The organism is Kitasatospora sp. NPDC041988, from assembly GCF_055588525.1.
The window spans coordinates 73,295-90,513 of sequence record NZ_JBVJCO010000035.1 but is presented as its reverse complement, the minus strand read 5'-3'; the positions used below and the strand labels follow the sequence as shown (position 1 = coordinate 90,513).

General features: G+C 73.7%; 15 protein-coding genes and 1 pseudogene. 10 read left to right on the top strand and 6 right to left on the bottom strand.

Annotated elements, in window-relative coordinates; all coding sequences use genetic code 11:
- Positions 1-273 precede the first annotated feature (273 nt).
- The 6 genes from ACZ6NC_RS29710 (at position 274) to ACZ6NC_RS29685 (ending at position 8,545) form a co-directional block, all read left to right on the top strand.
- Complete coding sequence (locus ACZ6NC_RS29710; protein WP_465736846.1) at positions 274-3,051, top strand: PKD domain-containing protein; 2,778 nt, start codon at positions 274-276, stop codon at positions 3,049-3,051.
- A gap of 92 nt (positions 3,052-3,143) precedes the next feature.
- Positions 3,144-4,157 (top strand): 3-oxoacyl-ACP synthase III family protein, encoded by a 1,014-nt coding sequence (locus tag ACZ6NC_RS29705; RefSeq protein WP_465736845.1) that lies wholly within the window; start codon positions 3,144-3,146, stop codon positions 4,155-4,157.
- Positions 4,154-4,894, top strand: coding sequence for a glycosyltransferase family 2 protein (locus ACZ6NC_RS29700; RefSeq protein WP_465736844.1), 741 nt, complete (start codon positions 4,154-4,156; stop codon positions 4,892-4,894). The genes ACZ6NC_RS29705 and ACZ6NC_RS29700 overlap by 4 nt, the downstream gene beginning before the upstream one ends.
- A gap of 125 nt (positions 4,895-5,019) precedes the next feature.
- Positions 5,020-6,498 (top strand): class I adenylate-forming enzyme family protein, encoded by a 1,479-nt coding sequence (locus ACZ6NC_RS29695; RefSeq protein WP_465736843.1) that lies wholly within the window; start codon positions 5,020-5,022, stop codon positions 6,496-6,498.
- Positions 6,495-7,628, top strand: a complete 1,134-nt coding sequence (locus ACZ6NC_RS29690; RefSeq protein WP_465736842.1) for a cytochrome P450 family protein — start codon at positions 6,495-6,497, stop codon at positions 7,626-7,628. The genes ACZ6NC_RS29695 and ACZ6NC_RS29690 overlap by 4 nt, the downstream gene beginning before the upstream one ends.
- Positions 7,619-8,545, top strand: coding sequence for an NAD-dependent epimerase/dehydratase family protein (locus ACZ6NC_RS29685; RefSeq protein WP_465736841.1), 927 nt, complete (start codon positions 7,619-7,621; stop codon positions 8,543-8,545). The genes ACZ6NC_RS29690 and ACZ6NC_RS29685 overlap by 10 nt, the downstream gene beginning before the upstream one ends.
- 48 nt (positions 8,546-8,593) lie before the next feature.
- On the opposite strand, the gene ACZ6NC_RS29680 is transcribed toward ACZ6NC_RS29685, so the two are convergent.
- Positions 8,594-8,794 (bottom strand): DUF5326 family protein, encoded by a 201-nt coding sequence (locus ACZ6NC_RS29680; protein ID WP_465736840.1) that lies wholly within the window; start codon positions 8,792-8,794, stop codon positions 8,594-8,596.
- A gap of 289 nt (positions 8,795-9,083) precedes the next feature.
- Between ACZ6NC_RS29680 and ACZ6NC_RS29675 the strand changes: the two genes are divergently transcribed.
- Together ACZ6NC_RS29675 and ACZ6NC_RS29670 are read left to right on the top strand one after the other, a co-directional pair.
- On the top strand, positions 9,084-10,391 hold the full coding sequence (locus ACZ6NC_RS29675; RefSeq protein WP_465736839.1) for a hypothetical protein: 1,308 nt from the start codon (positions 9,084-9,086) through the stop codon (positions 10,389-10,391).
- Positions 10,392-10,576: 185 nt separating this feature from the next.
- Positions 10,577-11,818, top strand: coding sequence for a hypothetical protein (locus ACZ6NC_RS29670; RefSeq protein WP_465736838.1), 1,242 nt, complete (start codon positions 10,577-10,579; stop codon positions 11,816-11,818).
- A 62-nt stretch (positions 11,819-11,880) separates the two neighbouring features.
- Here ACZ6NC_RS29670 and tenA read toward each other — a convergent pair whose 3' ends face one another.
- Positions 11,881-12,549: a thiaminase II gene (gene tenA / locus ACZ6NC_RS29665; RefSeq protein WP_465736837.1), complete on the bottom strand. Its 669-nt coding sequence runs from the start codon at positions 12,547-12,549 to the stop codon at positions 11,881-11,883.
- A gap of 43 nt (positions 12,550-12,592) precedes the next feature.
- Positions 12,593-12,910 (bottom strand): cupin domain-containing protein, encoded by a 318-nt coding sequence (locus tag ACZ6NC_RS29660; RefSeq protein ID WP_465736859.1) that lies wholly within the window; start codon positions 12,908-12,910, stop codon positions 12,593-12,595.
- Positions 12,911-13,017: 107 nt separating this feature from the next.
- Between ACZ6NC_RS29660 and ACZ6NC_RS29655 the strand changes: the two genes are divergently transcribed.
- Entirely contained in the window at positions 13,018-13,395 is a 378-nt protein-coding gene (locus tag ACZ6NC_RS29655) for a phage holin family protein (RefSeq protein WP_465736835.1), read from the top strand.
- Between the two features lie 108 nt (positions 13,396-13,503).
- Here the strand turns inward: ACZ6NC_RS29655 and ACZ6NC_RS29650 are convergent, their stop codons facing one another.
- A complete protein-coding gene (locus ACZ6NC_RS29650) occupies positions 13,504-13,923 on the bottom strand; it encodes an SsgA family sporulation/cell division regulator (protein ID WP_465736834.1) in 420 nt (139 codons plus the stop codon).
- A 150-nt stretch (positions 13,924-14,073) separates the two neighbouring features.
- Positions 14,074-14,187 (bottom strand): annotated as a pseudogene (locus ACZ6NC_RS29645) (transcriptional regulator); the annotation flags it as partial.
- A gap of 413 nt (positions 14,188-14,600) precedes the next feature.
- Between ACZ6NC_RS29645 and ACZ6NC_RS29640 the strand changes: the two are divergent.
- On the top strand, positions 14,601-15,128 hold the full coding sequence (locus tag ACZ6NC_RS29640) for an NUDIX domain-containing protein (protein WP_465736833.1): 528 nt from the start codon (positions 14,601-14,603) through the stop codon (positions 15,126-15,128).
- Between the two features lie 75 nt (positions 15,129-15,203).
- Here ACZ6NC_RS29640 and ACZ6NC_RS29635 read toward each other — a convergent pair whose 3' ends face one another.
- Positions 15,204-16,928 (bottom strand): globin domain-containing protein, encoded by a 1,725-nt coding sequence (locus ACZ6NC_RS29635; protein ID WP_465736832.1) that lies wholly within the window; start codon positions 16,926-16,928, stop codon positions 15,204-15,206.
- Positions 16,929-17,219: the final 291 nt, after the last annotated feature.

The window sequence follows — 17,219 nt, the reverse complement described above, 5'->3', positions numbered from 1 at the left end:
GCCTCCCCGGTGTCGGTTGTGGTCCCCTCACAAAAACTCCCCGTCAAGGATGGATTGGGTCTCGGTGGCTGTCCCGTGGGCACGCCCGCCGCACGGGGGGGCGGGCACCCGCGCATCGTCGATCGTTATCAGCCAACCCGGTGACTGAAACGATCACCCCTGCCGCCATAATGCTCACAACTGCTCCGCAGATACTCCTCTACCGCCCCACGGGCGCAGGTGACGAACGCGTCGAGCAGCAACGGACATTCACAAGCCAGGGGGAAGCACAAAGTGCGCCTTCGTCATGCCGTCGGCCTCAGCGCCGCCGTGGTCTCCGCAGTCGTCGGACTGCCGCTCCCGGCGGTCGCGGCCGAGCCCGCCACCGTCCTGTACGTCGACAACAGCCAGTCCGCCGGCTGCGACGACCACGGCACCGGCACCGCGGCCAAGCCGTACTGCAGCATCCAGGCGGCGGCCGACGCGGCCCTGCCCGGACAGACCGTCCAACTCGCGCCGACCACCGAGCAGCTCGGGGACCTCGTCATCACGCGCTCCGGCGAGCTCGGGAAGCCGATCACCTTCCGCGGCAGCCCGATGACCGGCCTGAGCGACTACACCCAGCCGTCGATCGCCCCCACCTCGGGCACCCCGGTGCGGCTCACCAACGTCCACGACGTCGTCGTCACCGGCTTCTCCCTGCCGCACGTGGAGATCGCCGGCTCGTCCCGAGTGGAGCTGTCGGAGAACTGGTACGAGGACCCGGCCGAGACCTCCCGGCCCGCGCCCGCCGTCACCGTCACCGGCCAGGGCGACCAGCTCACGGTCGCCAGGTCGGTCTTCTACCACACCCGCGGCCTCTCGATCGGCGCCGGAACGCAGCACGCCACGGTCGCCGCCAACCAGTTCAGCACGTCGACCGGCGTCGCGATCGACGTCACCGACGCCCCCGGCACGGCGGTCACCAACAACACGCTCACCGGCGGCATCACCATGGGCCTGTCGCTGAACGGCGCCTCCCCGGGCTCGGCGGTCGTCAACAACATCGTGAACGGGTCGAGCGTGTCGGTGTCGGCGGGCGCCGCCGCCGACACCAAGCTCGACTACAACGTCGTCCACCCGGTCCAGGGCCTGCCGGCCTACAGCTGGGCCGACAAGGGCTACCAGTCGCCCGCCGAGCTGCTCGCCGCGACCGGCCAGGGCGCCCACGACATCGACCGCGCCATCACGTTCGAACAGGCCTACCTGCCGCTCACCGTCCCGACGCTGGACAGCAGCACCGTGATCGACTCCGGCGACCCGCTGCCGCCCCGCGGCCTCCCCACCGACCTGGTGGGCAACTACGCCACCGACCACCCACTCGTCGGCAACACCGGCCCGAACGGCGGCTTCCGCGACCGCGGCGCGTACGAGGTGCAGGGCCTGCAGTCGGTCGAGCTCAAGGCCACCGGCACCGTCCACCCGGCACCCACCGGCCCGGGCCCGCTGACCGTCGACCTCACCGCCGACGCCCACAACCAGTGGGGCGGCCAGCTCACCTACACCTTCGACTTCGGCGACGGCAGCGCGCCGGTGACCACCCCGGAGAAGACCGTCCGGCACACCTACACCACGGTCGGCAGCTACACCCCCAAGGTCACCGTCATCGACGGCCGCGGCGGCCGGAAGACCGACGCCGTCGACTCCCCGGTCAGCGTGACCCAGGGCGGCCTGATGAACCTGTCGCTGACCGGTCGCGTCAACAACGTCAGCGACTCGCTCGGCTTCGAGACCGACGCCACCGGCACCACCTCGCCCTGGGCGATCACCGGCTACACCTTCGACTTCGGCGACGGCACCGTGCCCGTCACCAACACCACCGGCAAGGCGTACCACGCCTTCGCCCAGCCCGGCCGGCACACGATCAAGGTGACGGCGACCGACGACTCGGGCCAGAGCCGGAGCGGCGACCTCCCGGTCACCGTCGACTACAACCCTGCCGGTTTCAAGGCGATCTCCCCGCTCCGAGTGGCCGACACCCGCTGGCAGGGCGCCCAGAACCACAAGCTCGGCGCCGGCGACACGCTCGACCTGGACGTCCGCCACCCCGCCGCCACCGGCGGCGCAACCGTGGTGCCGTACGGCGCCACCGCGGTCGTCCTCAACCTCACCGCGACCGAGGGCACCCAGAACAGCTTCCTGAGCGTCTACCCGAGCGGCGGGGAGCGGCCGATCACGTCGAACGTCAACTTCGGCCCCAACCAGGACGTCGCCAACCTGGTGACCGTCCCGGTCGGCCCCGACGGCCGGGTCACCATCCGCAACAACGCCGGTTCGGTGCACGTCGTCGGGGACGTCCTCGGCTACTTCGACCCGACGAGCAACCAGTGGTACCAGCCGGTCGCGCCCGCCCGGCTGATGGACACGCGCAGCACCGCCGCCCCCCTCGGCCCGGACTCCTCCCGCCGGCTGAAGGTGGCCGGCGTCGGCGGCGTCCCCGCCGACGCGACCTCGGTGGTCCTCAACGTCACCTCCACCGAGTCCACCGCCAACAGCTACTTCGCCGTCTACCCGGCAGGCGGCCAGCGCCCCACCAACGCCTCCAACCTCAACACCGTTCCGGGCCGGGACATCCCCAACCAGGTGGTCGTCCCGGTGGGCGGCGACGGCTCCATCGACATCTACAACCACGCCGGCAGCGCCCACGCCATCGTGGACGTCTTCGGCTACTACAGCCCCAACGCCCGGGGCCGGTTCACCCCGGTCATCCCGAGCCGGCTGCTGGACTCCCGTGACGGCGGCGGTGCCAAGTTCGGCCCCGGGGGCACCCGCACCGTGACCGGCGTGCCGGCCGGCGCCACCGCGGCCGCGGTCAACCTGACCGCCACCGAGACCGAGACGAACACCCACCTCATCGCCTGGGCCACCGGCTCGGCCCGCCCCGACACCAGCAACCTCAACGCCTCCCCGGGCCTGGACGTGCCCAACCACTCCACCGTCCCGGTGGACGCCCAGGGCCGCTTCGACCTCTACAACAACGCCGGCAACACCCACGTGATCGCCGACCTCTTCGGGTACTACAAGAACATGTAGCCAGGACCCCCCGCCCGATCGAGTAGCCGCCCGCGCCCACCTGAGTACCCGTACTCAGGTGGGCGCGGCGCTGCCCGCCGGAGCATGGAGGCATGCACCCTGCAGCCACCGCCCGGATCGGCATCACCGCCGTCGGATCCCACCTTCCCGCCCTCCGCCTGACCTCCCAGCAGCTCCAGGACGAGGTCACGGCCGGCGGTCAACTCCGCCTTCCGGAGCGGATGTTCGAGAAGGCGACCGGCATCGTCACCCGGCACTTCGCGGCCGACGGCGAGTACGCCTCCACGCTGGCGGTCGGCGCCGCCCGGCGCGCCCTCGACGCCCGCGGCCTGGACCCGTACGACATCGACCTGCTGCTGTACGCCTCCGCCACCCGGGACATCTGCGAACCGGCCACCGCCCACCTCGTCCAGGCCGAACTCGGCTCGCGTGCCCATGCGTTGGACGTCAGCAACGCCTGCAACAGCTTCCTCAACGGGATCGACCTGGCCCGCGCGATGATCCTGGCCGGCCGGGCCCGGCGCGCCCTGGTGGTCACCGGCGAGACGCCAAGTCGGGCGATGCGCCGCGACCCGGGCGGGCTCGCCGACTTTCGCGACGGCTTCGCCGGCTACACCTTCGGGGACGCCGGCGCGGCCGTCGTCGTCGAGGCCGTCGAGCGCGGCGGCATCCTCGACATCGAGACCGAGACCGCCTCCGAGCACTGGGAGGCCGGCGGCATCCCCGGCGGCGGATCGCGCCACCCGCGCGGCGACGAGTACAGCTACTTCCGGGGCGGCGGCAAGGAGTTGCGCGGCGTCTTCGAGAAGATCGGCGGCGCCATCCTGACCCGGGTGGCGGCCCGCACCGGCCTCGGCTGGGACGACTACGCCCGGGTGCTGGTGCACCAGGTCACCGTCCCCTACCTGGAGCGCTTCGTCGAGCTGACCGGGGTGCCCGCGGAGAAGCTGGTCCTCACCGTGCCGGAGCTGGGCAACATCGCCAGCGCCACCCTGGGCGTCCAACTCGACCGTATACGACCGGAGTTGAACCCAGGCGACAAGGTGCTGCTGATCGGCCTCGGCGGCGGCGTCAGCCTGATGACGATGGTCTGGGAGGCGTCATGACCGACCTGTGGGTGGTGGTCCCGGCCTACCAGGAGGAGGCCCGGATCGAAGGCACGCTGAACGCCCTCGCCGCCCAGCGGGACCGGGAGTTCACCCTGCTGGTGGCCGACAACGGCTCCACCGACGGCACCGTGGCGAAGGTCCGGGCCTTCGCCGGACGGGCGCCGTTCCCGGTCGAGGTGCTGGTCGAACCGGAGAAGGGGGTCGGCTCGGCGATCGACACCGGCTTCCGCCACGCCATCGCGCACGGCGCCACCCTGCTCGCCCGCACCGACGCCGACTGCCTGCCCGAACCCGGCTGGACGGCCGCCGCCCGGGCCGGGATGCTCGAAGCCCGCGGCCTGGTCTGCGGCCGGGTCACCGCCCGCCGGGACGAGCACGGGCCGGCCGGGCGCGCGGTCTTCCTGGCGCTGGTCGCGGTCGGCGCGTTCTTCGGCCGGATCCGGCCCGCGCACCGCCGCCGGCACGGCTACCTCACCCCGTACCGGATGCACGCGGGCAACAACATGGCGATCACCGCCGAGCTGTACCAGGCGGTCGGCGGGATGCCGCGCCGGCCCTCGCCCACCGACCGGATGTTCATCAACCGGGTGCGCCGGCACACCACCGCGATCGTCCGCCGCCGCGACATGGTGGTGCAGAACTCCACCCGCCGGATCCGCGCGTACGGCGTGGTCGGCACCGCCCGCTGGTACCTGGAGCGCGGCGCCGGCCCGCGCTCCGCCGACGTCCGCTGAACCAGCCGCCCCGCCGACCGCCCGCTCACCCAAGCCCGCTCCCCGATCGCCCGCCGACCGACCGCCGAACGCTCAACCACCCACTGACCGCCCGCCCGCCGATCCCGCCCCGCTGAGGACACACCGTGCTCGACCGGCTCGCCCACGCACTGCGCACCGTCCACCCCGACCGGCCCGCCGTGCTGCACCACACCCGCACCGGCGCGGCCAAGGTCCGGATCCGCCGCGGCGAACTCGCCGACCTCGCCGACGTCTACGCCGCCGCCCTGCACGCCCGCGGCCTCACCGACGGCGCCACCCTCGGCGTCGCCGTCCGCCCCGGCCCCAGGGCGCTCGCCGTGATGCTGGCCGCGCACCGGCTCGGCCTGCGGATCGCCGTCCTCGACCCGACCGCCGGGCCGGACGTGCTCGCCGCCCGCCTCGCCCTCGCCCGGCCCGACCTGGTGCTCGCCGACGCCGCCGCCCAGGCGGTGGCCGGCTGGGCCGGTCCGCTCGCCCGCCGCGCCGACCTCGCACTGCCCCGGCTGACCGCGCTCGGCCCGGTCGCCACCCTCGGCCGCCGGCTGCCCGGCTGCGCACCCCGGCTGCGGACCGGCTCCGCCACCGCACCCCCGCCCCGCAGCGGCGGCCGCGACACCGACGCCGTGATCGTCTTCACCTCCGGCACCACCGCCCGCCCGCGCGCCGTCGTGCACACCCGGGAAGGGCTGGCGGCCGGCCTGCGGACGGTCACCGAACTGGTCGGGCCCCGCCCCGGCACCACCGTGCTCGGCGGCACCTTCTTCGTCCTCGTCCCGGCCCTCGCCGCCGGCGCCACCGTCGCCCTCCCGGCCCGGACGCCCGCCGCGCTGGCCCGTCAGCTCACCCGGTCGGCACCGGCCCAGACCTACCTCACCCCGCCCCAGCTGCGCGCCGCCCTCCGCTCCGGGGCCCGCTTCTCCGGCCGGGTCTGGACCGGCTCCGCGCCCGCCGACGCCACCCTGCTGCGCCGGGTCAAGGAGGCCGGAGCCGACCAGGCCTGGGGGGTGTACGCGCTCACCGAACTGTTCCCGGCCGCCGCCGTCGAGGAGGCCGAGAAGAGCGCCTTCACCGGCCCCGGAGACCTCGTCGGCGCGCCCCTGCCGGGCGTCCGCACCGACCTCGGCCCGGACGGCGAGCTGCTGCTCACCGGCCCCGGCGCCCGCCACCGCTACCTCGGCGAGGAGCCCGACCCCTGGGTCCGCACCGGCGACCGCGCCACCCTCGCCCCGGACGGCCGGATCGTGCTCGCCGGGCGGCTGAAGGACATGGTGCTGCGGGGCGCCGAGAACATCTACCCCGGCCTGTACGAGCCGGCGCTGCACCTGCCCGGTGTCGAACTCGCCGTCCTGGTCGGCGTCCCGCGCGCCGACGCACCGGGCGACGAACGGCTGGTCGCCCTGGTCCAGCCCCGCCCCGGCACCGACCCGCACCGGCTGCGCGCCGCGCTACAGGGCCCGCTCGACCGGATGGGCTCCGCCCGCCCGGACGCGGTGCTGTTCGGCGAGGTGCCGCTGGCCGGCCGCTCCCGCAAGCCCGACCGGACGGCCGCCTCGGCCTACTGCGCACGGGAGTCGACCTCATGACCACCGCCTCCACGACCACCGCCACCGCGTCCGCGACGACCACCACCGCCGCCGCCTCCCGGGCCGCCCGCCGCCGCGACCGCCGGGTCTACCTGCGCAGCCACCCCGTCCTGTTCGCGCTGCTCTGCGCCACCCGCCGCCGCCCGGTCGTCCGGCTCGGCCGAACCGTCCTGGTGCACGGCACCGACGCCTACCGGGAGGCACTCACCCGCGTCCCACTCGACCGCACCGCGCCCGGTACCACCGGCGGATCCGCCGCCGAACTCACCGACGGCGGGCTGCTGTTCGACCAAGACGGCGCCGAACACCGCTCCGCCCGCCGCGAGTTGGCCGCCGACCTCGCCGGGGGAGCGCTGGACCGGATCCGCCCGCACTGGCAGGCCGTGCTCGCCGACCGCGTTCCGGAGCTCACCACCGGCCCGCTCGAACTCGTCGACCTCGCGATGGAGTTGGCCGGAGTGACGGCCGCCGCACTGACCGGCTCCGACACCGATCCACGCACCCTCGCCCGGGCCGCCGCCGCAGCCGCCGCGGCCGCCGCCGACGACCACCTGCCCGGCCCGCGCCTCTCCGGCCGCCGGTCCGCCGCCGGCACCGCCGCCGCCGCAGCCGCCGCGGCCGACCTCACCGCCCTCCTCCCCGACCCGCTCCACGCCATGCTCACCGTCGCCGCCGTCAACACCACCGTCGCCGCCCTCCCCCGCGCCGCCGCCTGGTGCGCCGACGCCGGCCTCTGGCCCGCCGTGAACGCCGGGACGGCACCCCGGCTCGCCGCCGAACTCCTCCGGCTGACCGCCCCCTCACCGCTGCTCCCCCGGGTGGCCGCCGCCGACGCCACCGTGGCCGGCTGCCCCGTCCGGGCCGGCGACCGGCTGATCCTGGTCGCCCGGCACGCCGCCCAGGCCCACCGGACCGCCCCCGCCACCACGGCGTCCGCCACCCAGGCCGTCTTCGGTGCCGGCCCGCACGCCTGCCCCGGCGCCGGCCTGGCCCGCGCCCAGCTCGCCGACGTCCTGCTCGCCCTGGCCCCCCACCGCCCGGTGGTCGCCCGCGCCCGCGTCGACCGCCGCTCCGCCCTGCCCGGCTACGCGGAACTCACCGTCCACGCGGGAGCCGGCCGATGCGGATAGCCGTCACCGGCGCCGGCGGCTTCTGCGGCTCGCACGTCGCCCTCGCCGCGGCCGCGCTCGGCCTCGACGTGCACTGCTACGGCCGCTCGCCGGGCCCGGTCGGCCGGCACGTCCGCTGGGACGCCACCGTCGGGGAGCCGGACCTGACCGGCGTCGACCTGGTGGTGCACTGCGCGGCAGCCGTCGCCGACCTGCCCCCGGGCTCCCCCGGCGAGGCCGACCAGTACGCCGTCAACGTCACCGGCACCGAACGCCTGATGCGCGCCGCCGCCGGCCGCCCGGTCGTCTGGGTGAGCAGCGCCAGCGTCTACGACCCCCGGATCGGCCGCGAGTCCGTCATGGAGCACCACCCCACCGACGGCGGCCACCACAACGCGTACGGGCGCACCAAGGCGGCCGGTGAACGGATCGCGCTGGCGGCGGGCGCCGTCGTGCTGCGCCCGCGCGCCGTCTACGGCCCCGGCGACCCGCACCTCGCCCCGCAGCTGCTGGCCCGCGCCCGGCGCGGCCTGCTGCTGCTCCCCGGCGGCGACGTCCGGATCAGCCTCACCGCCGTGCAGAACCTCGCCGACGCCTGCCTGGCCGCGCTGGGCCTGACCGGCCACGCCGCCTGGACTCCGGGCGCGTACAACATCGCCGACGGCCGGCACTACCGGCGCGACGACGCCGTCCGCAGGGTGCTCGCAGCGCACGGCGTCCGGGCGCGGATCGGCCACGTGCCCGCACCGCTGGCCCGGCTGGCCGCCCGCACCGGCCGCCTCCCGGGCCTGACCCCGTACGCGGTCGACCAGCTCGCCCACAGCGTCACCCTCGACCTCTCCCGCGCCCGCACGCAGCGCTGGCAGCCGCTCTGGGACCTCGACACGGTGTTGCAGCTCGACCGGGCCGCCCGCACCGGCGCAGCCGCAGACGACTGACGCCCGCACCCCCGGCGAGGGGGGTACGGGCGTCCGAAGGGCCGGAGGCTAGCTCTTGGCGGCCTTCTTGACCAGGATCACCACGGCGGCGGCGATCCCGACCACCACCAGCAGCTTGAAGGCCAGGCTCAGCAGCGCACCCACCACGCCGAACACGAATCCGATGATGTTCCAGGCCAGGATCAGCACCAGCACCGGAACGACGATGTTGCGCACCCACGAGGGCAGCGACTTCCAGAACTCAGCCATGTCCGTTCCTTCTCTCCCCTCGGGCCGGCTGCCGTCCGGTGCCGCATCCCGCTTGCTTTCGATACTTCGATCGTACGGGGACGCAAGTGCCGGAACGAGAGCCAACGGCCCGGAGAGAACCCGGAGATCGCCCCTGACCCGGCCCCGGGGGAAGACCCTCGGATCTGCTCGGGAACACCCCGGAAAAGATCTTCGAAACCACCTGCAACCTCCCGGCGACCCGCCCGTCTATCAGTACACAGACCTCCGGGGGGAGTTCGGAGGTCGCTGTTCCGAGGGGATTCCCGCTATGCGCGTTCGACCCGCCGTTTCCATGGCCGTGCTCACGGTCCTGAGCCTGACCCTGCCCGTCGCCGCGAGCGCCGTTCCGGCCGCAGCCGCCCCGAACGCCGCCCCGGCCGTCGCGCCGGCGCTGATCCCGCTGGACACCACCCCGGCGGCCTTCGTGCCGACCGGTCTCAAGCGCGTCCTGGACACCCGCGATGCCCAGCGGACCCCGAACCTCCGGCAGCGTCCGCTCGGGCCCGGCGAGAACTACTCGGTGCCGCTCTCCGCCTGGGCCGACGAGGCCCCGCGCGAGCGCCCGGTCGTCCCCACCGACGCGACCGCCGTGATCGTCAACGTGACCGCCACCAACCCCACCGCCGACGGCCACCTCACCGTGCGCCGGGACGCCGCCTCACCGGGCGAGCCGCTGACGTCGACCCTCGACTTCAGGGCCGGCGAGACGGTTTCCAACATGATCAGCGTGGCGGTGGACGAGCGCGCGGTCGGTGCCTCCCCGCAGATCAGCGTGTACAACAGCTCCGGCGACACCGATGTCGTGGTCGACGTGGTGGGCTACTACCGGCCGGGTGCCGTGGACAAGTACGAGCCGGTCAAGCCGACCCGGCTGGCCGACACCCGCACCGCCGGCGGAAAGGTCGGGCAGGGCGGCGTCCTCTCGGTCGACGCCGCCCGGAAGGATCTCGGCGCCAAGGACGCCACGGCGGTGCTGCTGAACGTCACCGCCGTCACGCCCGGTACCAACGGCCACATCACCGCCTACCCGTCCGGCTCTGCCCTCCCGGCCGAGGGCTCCAACCTCAACTACACGGCGGGGCGGACGGTCGCCAACCAGGTGGTGGTCCCGGTCGGCCGCGACGGCAAGGTCGACCTCGCCAACCTGGGTGGCCCCACCGACCTCCTGGTCGACCTGATCGGCTTCTACAGCCCCTCCGGCCACGGCCTGTACAGCGCGCTCCGCGAGCAGGGCCGGCTGTACGACACCCGGGGCCGCGGGGTCGGCCTCCTGCCGTACTCCGCCACGGCGGTGCCGGTGTCCGGCGTCGGCTTCATGCCGCCGACCCCGTGGGTGGTCACCCTCAACGTGACCGCGACCGGGCCGACCGCCGGCGGCCACCTGGAGGCGAACGGGGTCGACTCCACCTCGAACGGCACGTCGAACCTCAACTGGACTCCCGGACGGACGGTCGCCAACGGTGTCACCACCGAGACCACCGTGGTCCAGGGTTCCAACGGCGCCGTGTGGTTCCGCAACAACGCCGGCTTCACCCACCTGCTCGTCGACGCCACCGGCTACTTCACCACCGGCTGACCACTCGCGGCACCGGCCCGGCGGCCCGTTCCCCGCACCAGCGGGCGGGCCGCCGGGTGTGGGGAGACGGGCCGCCGGGCCGCCAAATTTCGGGCAAGCCCCACAACCTTTTCCCCGCCTGTCGGTCTACCGAGGCACAGACCTCCGGGCCGAGGCCGGAGGCTGCTGTCGCAGGGGGAGTCCACATGCGCGCAAGACCCGCCACCACCCTCGCCGTGCTCACCGCACTGGCCCTCACCGGGCCCGCCGTCATCGCGGCCCCGGCCGCCGTCGCCGCCCCGAACGGCGACGTCACCGCTCCGGCCGGCTTCGTCGGGATGAGCCCGACCCGGGTACTGGACACCCGGGACGCCCGGTTCGTCCCGAACGGCCAGCAGCGGCCGCTCAACCCCTACGAGTACTACACGACCCCGCTCGTGGCGTTCAGCTCGCACATGCCGCCGACCACCTACCCGGTCGTGCCCGCCGACACGACGGCGGTGGTGGTCAACGTGACCGCCACCAGCCCGACCGCCGACGGCTACCTCTCGCTCAGCGCGGCCGGCGGCCCGGCGGGCACCACCCCGGCCACCTCCAACCTCAACTTCACGGCCGGCCGGACGGTGTCCAACCTGGTCACCGTCGCGGTCACCCCGGGCACCCGGCCGTCGATCACCGTCTACAACCACGCCGGGTCGACCGATGTCGTCCTCGACGTGGTCGGCTACTACGGCGCCGGCGCGACCGACAAGTACTCCCCCCTCACGCCCTCCCGGCTCGTCGACAGCCGCGTCGACGGCGGCTGGCTCGGCTGGGGCGGCGTCCGTTCGGTCCAGGTCGCCAAGCCGGAGCTCGGCACGGCCGACGCCCGCGCGGTGATCCTCAACGTCACCGCCACCGAGGGGACGGCGGACAGCTACCTGACGGTCTACCCGACCGGCGGGGGGCGGCCCTACGTGGGCTCGAACGTCAACTTCACCTCGGGGCAGACCGTTCCGAACCAGGTCGTGGTCCCGGTCGGCACCGACGGAAAGATCGACATCTACAACCACGTCGGCGCGGTGAACGTCATCGTCGACCTCGTCGGCTCCTACAGTCCGTCCGGCTCCGGGCTGTTCGCCGCGCTCAAGACCCCGGTCCGGGCGTACGACACCCGAAACTCGACGGCCATCGAGCCCGGCGGCACCCGCACCGTCCCCGTGGTCCAGAACCACCTGGTGGGCGCGGCCCTCAACGTGACCGTCACCGAGCCCACCACCGACGGCCACCTCACGGTGTACCCCGCCGCGGGGGCCAGGCCGGACACCTCCAGCCTCAACTTCACCGCCGGCCAGACCGTGGCCAACTCCGTCACCACCCGGAGCGACGGCGGAACCGTCAACGTCTACAACAGCAACGGCTACACCCACGTGATCGCCGACCTCACCGGCTACTTCACCACCGGCTGACGCACCGGCTGCCAACACCGGGCCGCTCTCCCCGCGCCGGGCGTGAGGAGAGCGGCCCCCGGTCAGACCGGCCAGGTCTCACCGCGCCAGGCGGCGTCCCAGAACATCCACTCGTACCGCGAGGTGGTGGTGAAGTGCTCCACCACCCGCCGGCGTTCGGCCGGGGAGATCTCCTCGCCGAGCCGATCGGTGAGCGCGAGCACCCGGCGCACCACGGACTGGAACGCCTCGTCGCCGTAGGTGGCGATCCACTTGGCGTACAGCGGGTCGGGGGAGCCCTTGGCGAGCAGTTCACCGCCGACCCGGGCGTAGATCCAGTAGCAGGGCAGCACCGCGCCGACCGCCTCCGCGAAGGACCCGCCGTAGACGGTGGCCAGCAGGTAGCTGGTGTACGCGCGGGTGGTGGGCAGCACCGGCTCGGCGGCGGCCTCGTCGGCGCTGCCGCCGAAGGCGGTCATGAAGTCGGCGTGCATGCCCTGCTCGGCCGCCAGCGCGCCGACCGCGTCGTCGGCGAAGGCCCGCACCTCCTCCTCGCCGGGCGCCTTGGCGGCGCAGACGGCGAGCGCGCGGGCGTAGTCGCGCAGGTAGTGCGAGTCCTGGACGACAAAGTGGCGGAACGCCTCGCGCGGCAGGGTGCCGTCGGTGAGGCCGCCGATGAAGGGGTGGTCGAGGATCTTGGCGTAGACCGGCTCGATCGCCGCCCAGAGTTCTTCCGTCAGGCTCAGGCTCATACCCCGACCCTAACCGGGCCGCCGCCCCCGGCCACGGGGCTGTTCAGTCCTCGGGCGGGGAGAACACCACCAGTACCCGCAGCTCCTCGGCGATGTGGTGGAACCGGTGCGGCACGCCCGCCGGGACGTAGACCACCGTGCCGCGGGCCACCGTCGTGGTCTCGTCGCCGACGGTCAACTCGGCCCGGCCGCTGATCACCTGGTAGATCTCGTCCTGGGCGTGCGCGGTCTGCGGGTCGGTGTCGCCGGGGGAGAGCGCGTAGAGGCCGGCGGACATCCGCGGCTCGCGCAGGAAGCGCAGATAGGCACCGTCGTTGGCGGCGCGCTCGGCGTCCAGTTCGTCCAGCCGGAACAGCTTCATCGGGGCGCCTTCCTCGTCCTGGTCCGGGTCACGGTCCTGGGGCATTCAACACCAAACATGCCGGTCGAGAGCTTCCCCCGTCCGGATCGGCCTGCGACGCTGGCCCCATGAAGGGTTTCGTCATCAAGACACTTATCAACGCGGCCGCCATCTGGGTGGCCGCCTGGATCGTCACCGGCATCACGCTGACCGGCGGCGACTGGCAGCACAAGACCCTGACGGTGATCGCCGTGGCACTGGTCTTCGGCGTGGTGAACTGGCTGATCAAGCCGCTGGTGAAGCTGCTCTCACTGCCGCTGTTCATCCTCACCCTGGGGCTGATCACCTTCGTCATCAACGCCCTGATGCTCTGGCTGACCTCCTGGGCCTCGGACAAGCTCGACCTGGAGTTCCACGTCGACGGGTTCTGGGCCGCGCTGTTCGGCGCGCTGATCATCAGCCTGGTCTCCTGGGGCCTCAACCTGGCGCTCGGCGACGACGACTGAGCTGCCGCCGATGGCGGCCCGTACGAGCAGCGCCCTGCGTGAAGGGGGCCCGCGCCCGGTTTTCTCACCGGGTACGGGCCCCTTCCGCCGTTCCGGCCGGGCGACCGGTCACCTCCCGCACCCTCCGAGGATGTCCGCGAGCTGGGCGTCGAGTTCGCCGCCGGTGAGCTCCTGCCCCATCGGCACCAGCCGGTCGGTGCGGGCCAGGAAGGCGATCAGCGGGAGCGCGGAGGAGCGCAACAGGGCGTCCCCGTGGGGGGAGTGCAGCACGATGCAGACCTCGGAGAGCTCCCCGCCGACCGGGTGGATGTGCACGTCGCCCTCGCCCGTCGGCCGGCTGATCCCGTCGACCAGCAGCTCGCGGGCGAAGACCCAGGTGACCGGTTCGTCGCCGGGCAGGTGGAAGGTGCACCGGAGCGCGTACGGGTCGACGGGGTCGTAGTCGAGGTCGACCACGATGCGGAAGGAGAGCTCGTCGGAGACCACCAGGTTCATCACCAGGTGGCCCTGGATCGTGTTGTGCTGCATGGCGCCAGTACCTCTCGTTCTGCCCGGCCGTGCGGGCTGTGGGTCCGCGGGTGGCCGGGCATGTGCAGTTCGCTGACATGGGAGGGAGTGCGGCTGTCCGGGCCGTACGCCCGATTCGACGGAGAACTTCCCGTTGGCGCGCCGCAGATGGCCCTCATGGGTGAGGGTGCGCAGCAGGTGGCACGTGGTGCCGAGCGACAGGCCGGCGGCCCGGGCGGGCTGTTCGGCCGTCGCCCCCTGCAGAGATCCGCCGACGGCCTCCAGGAGCCGCAGTCCGCTGGACCGAGGTGATCAGGGTGGGCCGCCGGCCCTTGCGCGACGGTGTCGTGCACTCTGCGATCTGATCCATGGCCACACCCAGCCCCCAGCCCGAGTCACTGCACAGGAGGGCATGCGGAGTTAAGTGCTCCGATTTGCCCGATGGTCGCTCATTGCAGCACAGGGAGTACGCGGCTGCAATCACTCTCGCACCATTCGATCGGAAAATTCCTTTGAATCAAAGGTAAAAGATCACAACTTACCGATAATTGCATGATCGGTTTAATGTTCATCTTCACTATCCAAGATCTATCGCCGCTGCGAGCACTCCCCGAACGGACGCAGCCGGATCGACCGGCGTTTCGGCCCCCGCGGCCTGCGGGAGACTCCCGCACAACGCTCCAGCCCCGGAGGTCGCCATGGGCACCCCACCCCGCCCCGTCGTCAAACGCACCGCGCGGGCGATCCTGCTGGAACTCGACCCGGACGACCCGCACGGCCCGGCCTCCATCGTGCTGATCAAGCGCACCCGACCCGGCTCCCCGCACCCGTACTGGATCACCCCGGGCGGCGGCGTCGAGCGCGGCGACCGCACCGTGGTCGACGCCCTGCACCGCGAGGTGGACGAGGAGCTCGGCGGCAAGGTGGTGGACGCCGTCCCCGCCTTCGTCGACACCGTCAGCCACACTCACCACGACGACGGCACCATGCTCCACCCACACGGGGTCAAGGTGCAGCACTTCTTCGTCTGCCGGCTCGCCTCGATGGACCTCGCCCGGCGGCACGGCCCCGAGGTGGAGGAGCCCAACGGGGAGTACGAGGTGGTCCGGCTGCCCTTCACCCGGGAGGGCGTCACCTCGGTCAACGTCGTCCCGCCCAGCCTGCGCGCCTACCTGGCGGCCAACATCGAGGGCGTCCGCGCGCTGCTCGCCCCCGACCTGGGCTGAGTCCCGGGCCGAGGCGCGGCCGGCGCACCGCCGACTGCCCGGGCCGCTGCCCGGCCGGCTGCCCTGCCCGCCCGCTCAGCCCGCCGCGAGGTCCCCCACCAGGTCGTGCCGGATCCGGTCCGCCGCCACCCCGGCCCGCAGCAGCACGCCGACCCCGCGCCGGACCATCGCGGCCGGACCGCTGAGGTACGCCTCCCGGCCGGTCCACGGTCCGAACCGGCCGACCACCTCGGGCAGTTCACCGGTCAACGCCCCGCCGCCCGAGGCGCGCCCTGCTTGCCCGCCGGCGGGCAGAAGGGGCCCGGGGCCGGACAGCACCGGGCGCACCGAGAGCCACGGGTGGCGCCGGGCCAACTCGCGCAGCGCCTCCAGCTCGTACAGGTCCCCGGCCTGCCGGGCGCCGTAGAAGACCTCGACCGAGCGGCCGGCCGCGCCGTGCCCGGCCACCTCCTCCACCAGCGCCCGGATCGGCGCGATGCCGGTGCCGCCGCCCAGACAGAGCAGGTCGGCGCCGGCCGCGTGGTCGACGGTCATCGCGCCGGCCGCCGGACCCAGCCGCAGAACGTCCCCGGGCGCGGCCCGGTGGACGAGCGCGGTGCTCACCCAGCCCGCCTGGACGGCCTTCACATGGAAGGTCAGCAGGCCGTCCGGCCGCGGCGCGGAGGCGAACGAGAAGTGCCGCCAGACCCGCGGCCACCAGGGCGTCTCCAGGCTGGCGTACTGCCCGGCCCGGTACGGATAGGCCTGGTCGGGGCGGACGGTGAGCACCGCGACGTCCCGGGTGCGGCGCTCGTGCCCGACCACCTCGCCCTGCCACCAGGGCGGCGAGGTGCGGGCGGCGTCCTCGGCGGCGTCGATCATGATCGAGGAGACCAGCCGGTACACCCGGCGCCAGGCCAGCTCGGTCTCGGCGTCCCAACGGCTGCCCGCATACCGGGCCAGCGCCTGCACCAGGCACTCGCCCACCGGGCCGTAGTGGCCGGTCAGCGTGCCGTACCGGCGGTGGCCGCGGCCGAGCGCGCTCAGGTAGGTGCGCAGGCCGTCCGGGTCGCCGGCGCTGCGGGCGGCCATCAGCAGAGCGCGGAAGAGGCGGTCCCGCTGGACGTCCATGGCGGCCGGGAAGAGCGCGCGGATCTCGGGGTGGTGCAGGAAGATCAGTGCGTAGAAGTGGGCGGTGGCCCGGTCGGCGACCGGCTCGACCACCGCCAGGCTGGCCCGGATCAGGTCGATGTCCCGGGCGGTGGGCGGCTGTTCGGCGGCGGTGCGCAGGTCGGGCGCGGGCGCGGCGACCGGCGCCGGGCGGGCGTCACCGAGGGTCTGCAGCGCCCAGGCCCGGCTCCAGTAATCACCCGGACCGGCCCAGTTGAGGCCGGGCGCGTGGGTGAACAGCGGCTCGATCACGGGGGCGGGCGGCCCGGCGGGGGTGGACGGCGCCGGGACGGCGGGCGGCTGGGCCGGCGGGTCGGGGATCCCCAGGACGGCGGCCGCCGGTGCGACGACGGCGAGCGGGGCGGCCGGAGCCGTGACCGGCGGCAGGTCCGGCGGGGCCGGCGGCATCGGCGGGAGCACCACCGTGGCGACCGCCTCGGCGCCGGGAGCGGCCACCGGCGCGACGCCCGGAGCACCGAGCGATGCGAGGTCCGCCGCGGGCTCCCGCACGGTGTCCGGCGCGACGTCGGGCAGGGCGCCCGGCGTGACGTCCGGCGTCGCGTCCGGTGCGCGGCCCGGCATCCCGGGTACGGCCGCGACGCCCGCCGAGCCGTGCCCGCTACGGACCAGAAGTGTTCTGCGGGACTTCACCGCAGCGTTTCGAGTACCCAAGAGAATCGTTTCGCCTCCGGCCGGCCTGCGCCACCACCTGGCTTGTCTCTGCTGACGCCTAGGCAGCGTGGCACGCCCGAAGTACTCATCCGACAAATCGCGCGAAGCCCGGACACCCGCCCTCCGCACGCGCTACTCTCGCTCGATCTGCGGTCGCATTGGGGGGGGGGGGGGGGGCAAAAAGGGGCGAGACCGAAAGGAGAGAAGGGCGGGAAGAGGCACTAGACGGTACGAAACGCGCTCCCACGCGCACGAAGGAAAACACCAAGT

What these genes read in the sequence shown, in the direction of transcription:
- ACZ6NC_RS29705 (WP_465736845.1), top strand. Translation starts at nt 3,144, where the DNA reads ATGCACCCTGCAGCCACCGCCCGGATCGGCATCACCGCCGTCGGATCC.
- ACZ6NC_RS29700 (WP_465736844.1), top strand. Translation starts at nt 4,154, where the DNA reads ATGACCGACCTGTGGGTGGTGGTCCCGGCCTACCAGGAGGAGGCCCGG.
- ACZ6NC_RS29690 (WP_465736842.1), top strand. Translation starts at nt 6,495, where the DNA reads ATGACCACCGCCTCCACGACCACCGCCACCGCGTCCGCGACGACCACC.
- ACZ6NC_RS29685 (WP_465736841.1), top strand. Translation starts at nt 7,619, where the DNA reads ATGCGGATAGCCGTCACCGGCGCCGGCGGCTTCTGCGGCTCGCACGTC.
- ACZ6NC_RS29680 (WP_465736840.1), bottom strand. Translation starts at nt 8,794, where the DNA reads ATGGCTGAGTTCTGGAAGTCGCTGCCCTCGTGGGTGCGCAACATCGTC.
- ACZ6NC_RS29675 (WP_465736839.1), top strand. Translation starts at nt 9,084, where the DNA reads ATGCGCGTTCGACCCGCCGTTTCCATGGCCGTGCTCACGGTCCTGAGC.
- ACZ6NC_RS29670 (WP_465736838.1), top strand. Translation starts at nt 10,577, where the DNA reads ATGCGCGCAAGACCCGCCACCACCCTCGCCGTGCTCACCGCACTGGCC.
- tenA (WP_465736837.1), bottom strand. Translation starts at nt 12,549, where the DNA reads ATGAGCCTGAGCCTGACGGAAGAACTCTGGGCGGCGATCGAGCCGGTC.
- ACZ6NC_RS29660 (WP_465736859.1), bottom strand. Translation starts at nt 12,910, where the DNA reads ATGAAGCTGTTCCGGCTGGACGAACTGGACGCCGAGCGCGCCGCCAAC.
- ACZ6NC_RS29655 (WP_465736835.1), top strand. Translation starts at nt 13,018, where the DNA reads ATGAAGGGTTTCGTCATCAAGACACTTATCAACGCGGCCGCCATCTGG.
- ACZ6NC_RS29650 (WP_465736834.1), bottom strand. Translation starts at nt 13,923, where the DNA reads ATGCAGCACAACACGATCCAGGGCCACCTGGTGATGAACCTGGTGGTC.
- ACZ6NC_RS29640 (WP_465736833.1), top strand. Translation starts at nt 14,601, where the DNA reads ATGGGCACCCCACCCCGCCCCGTCGTCAAACGCACCGCGCGGGCGATC.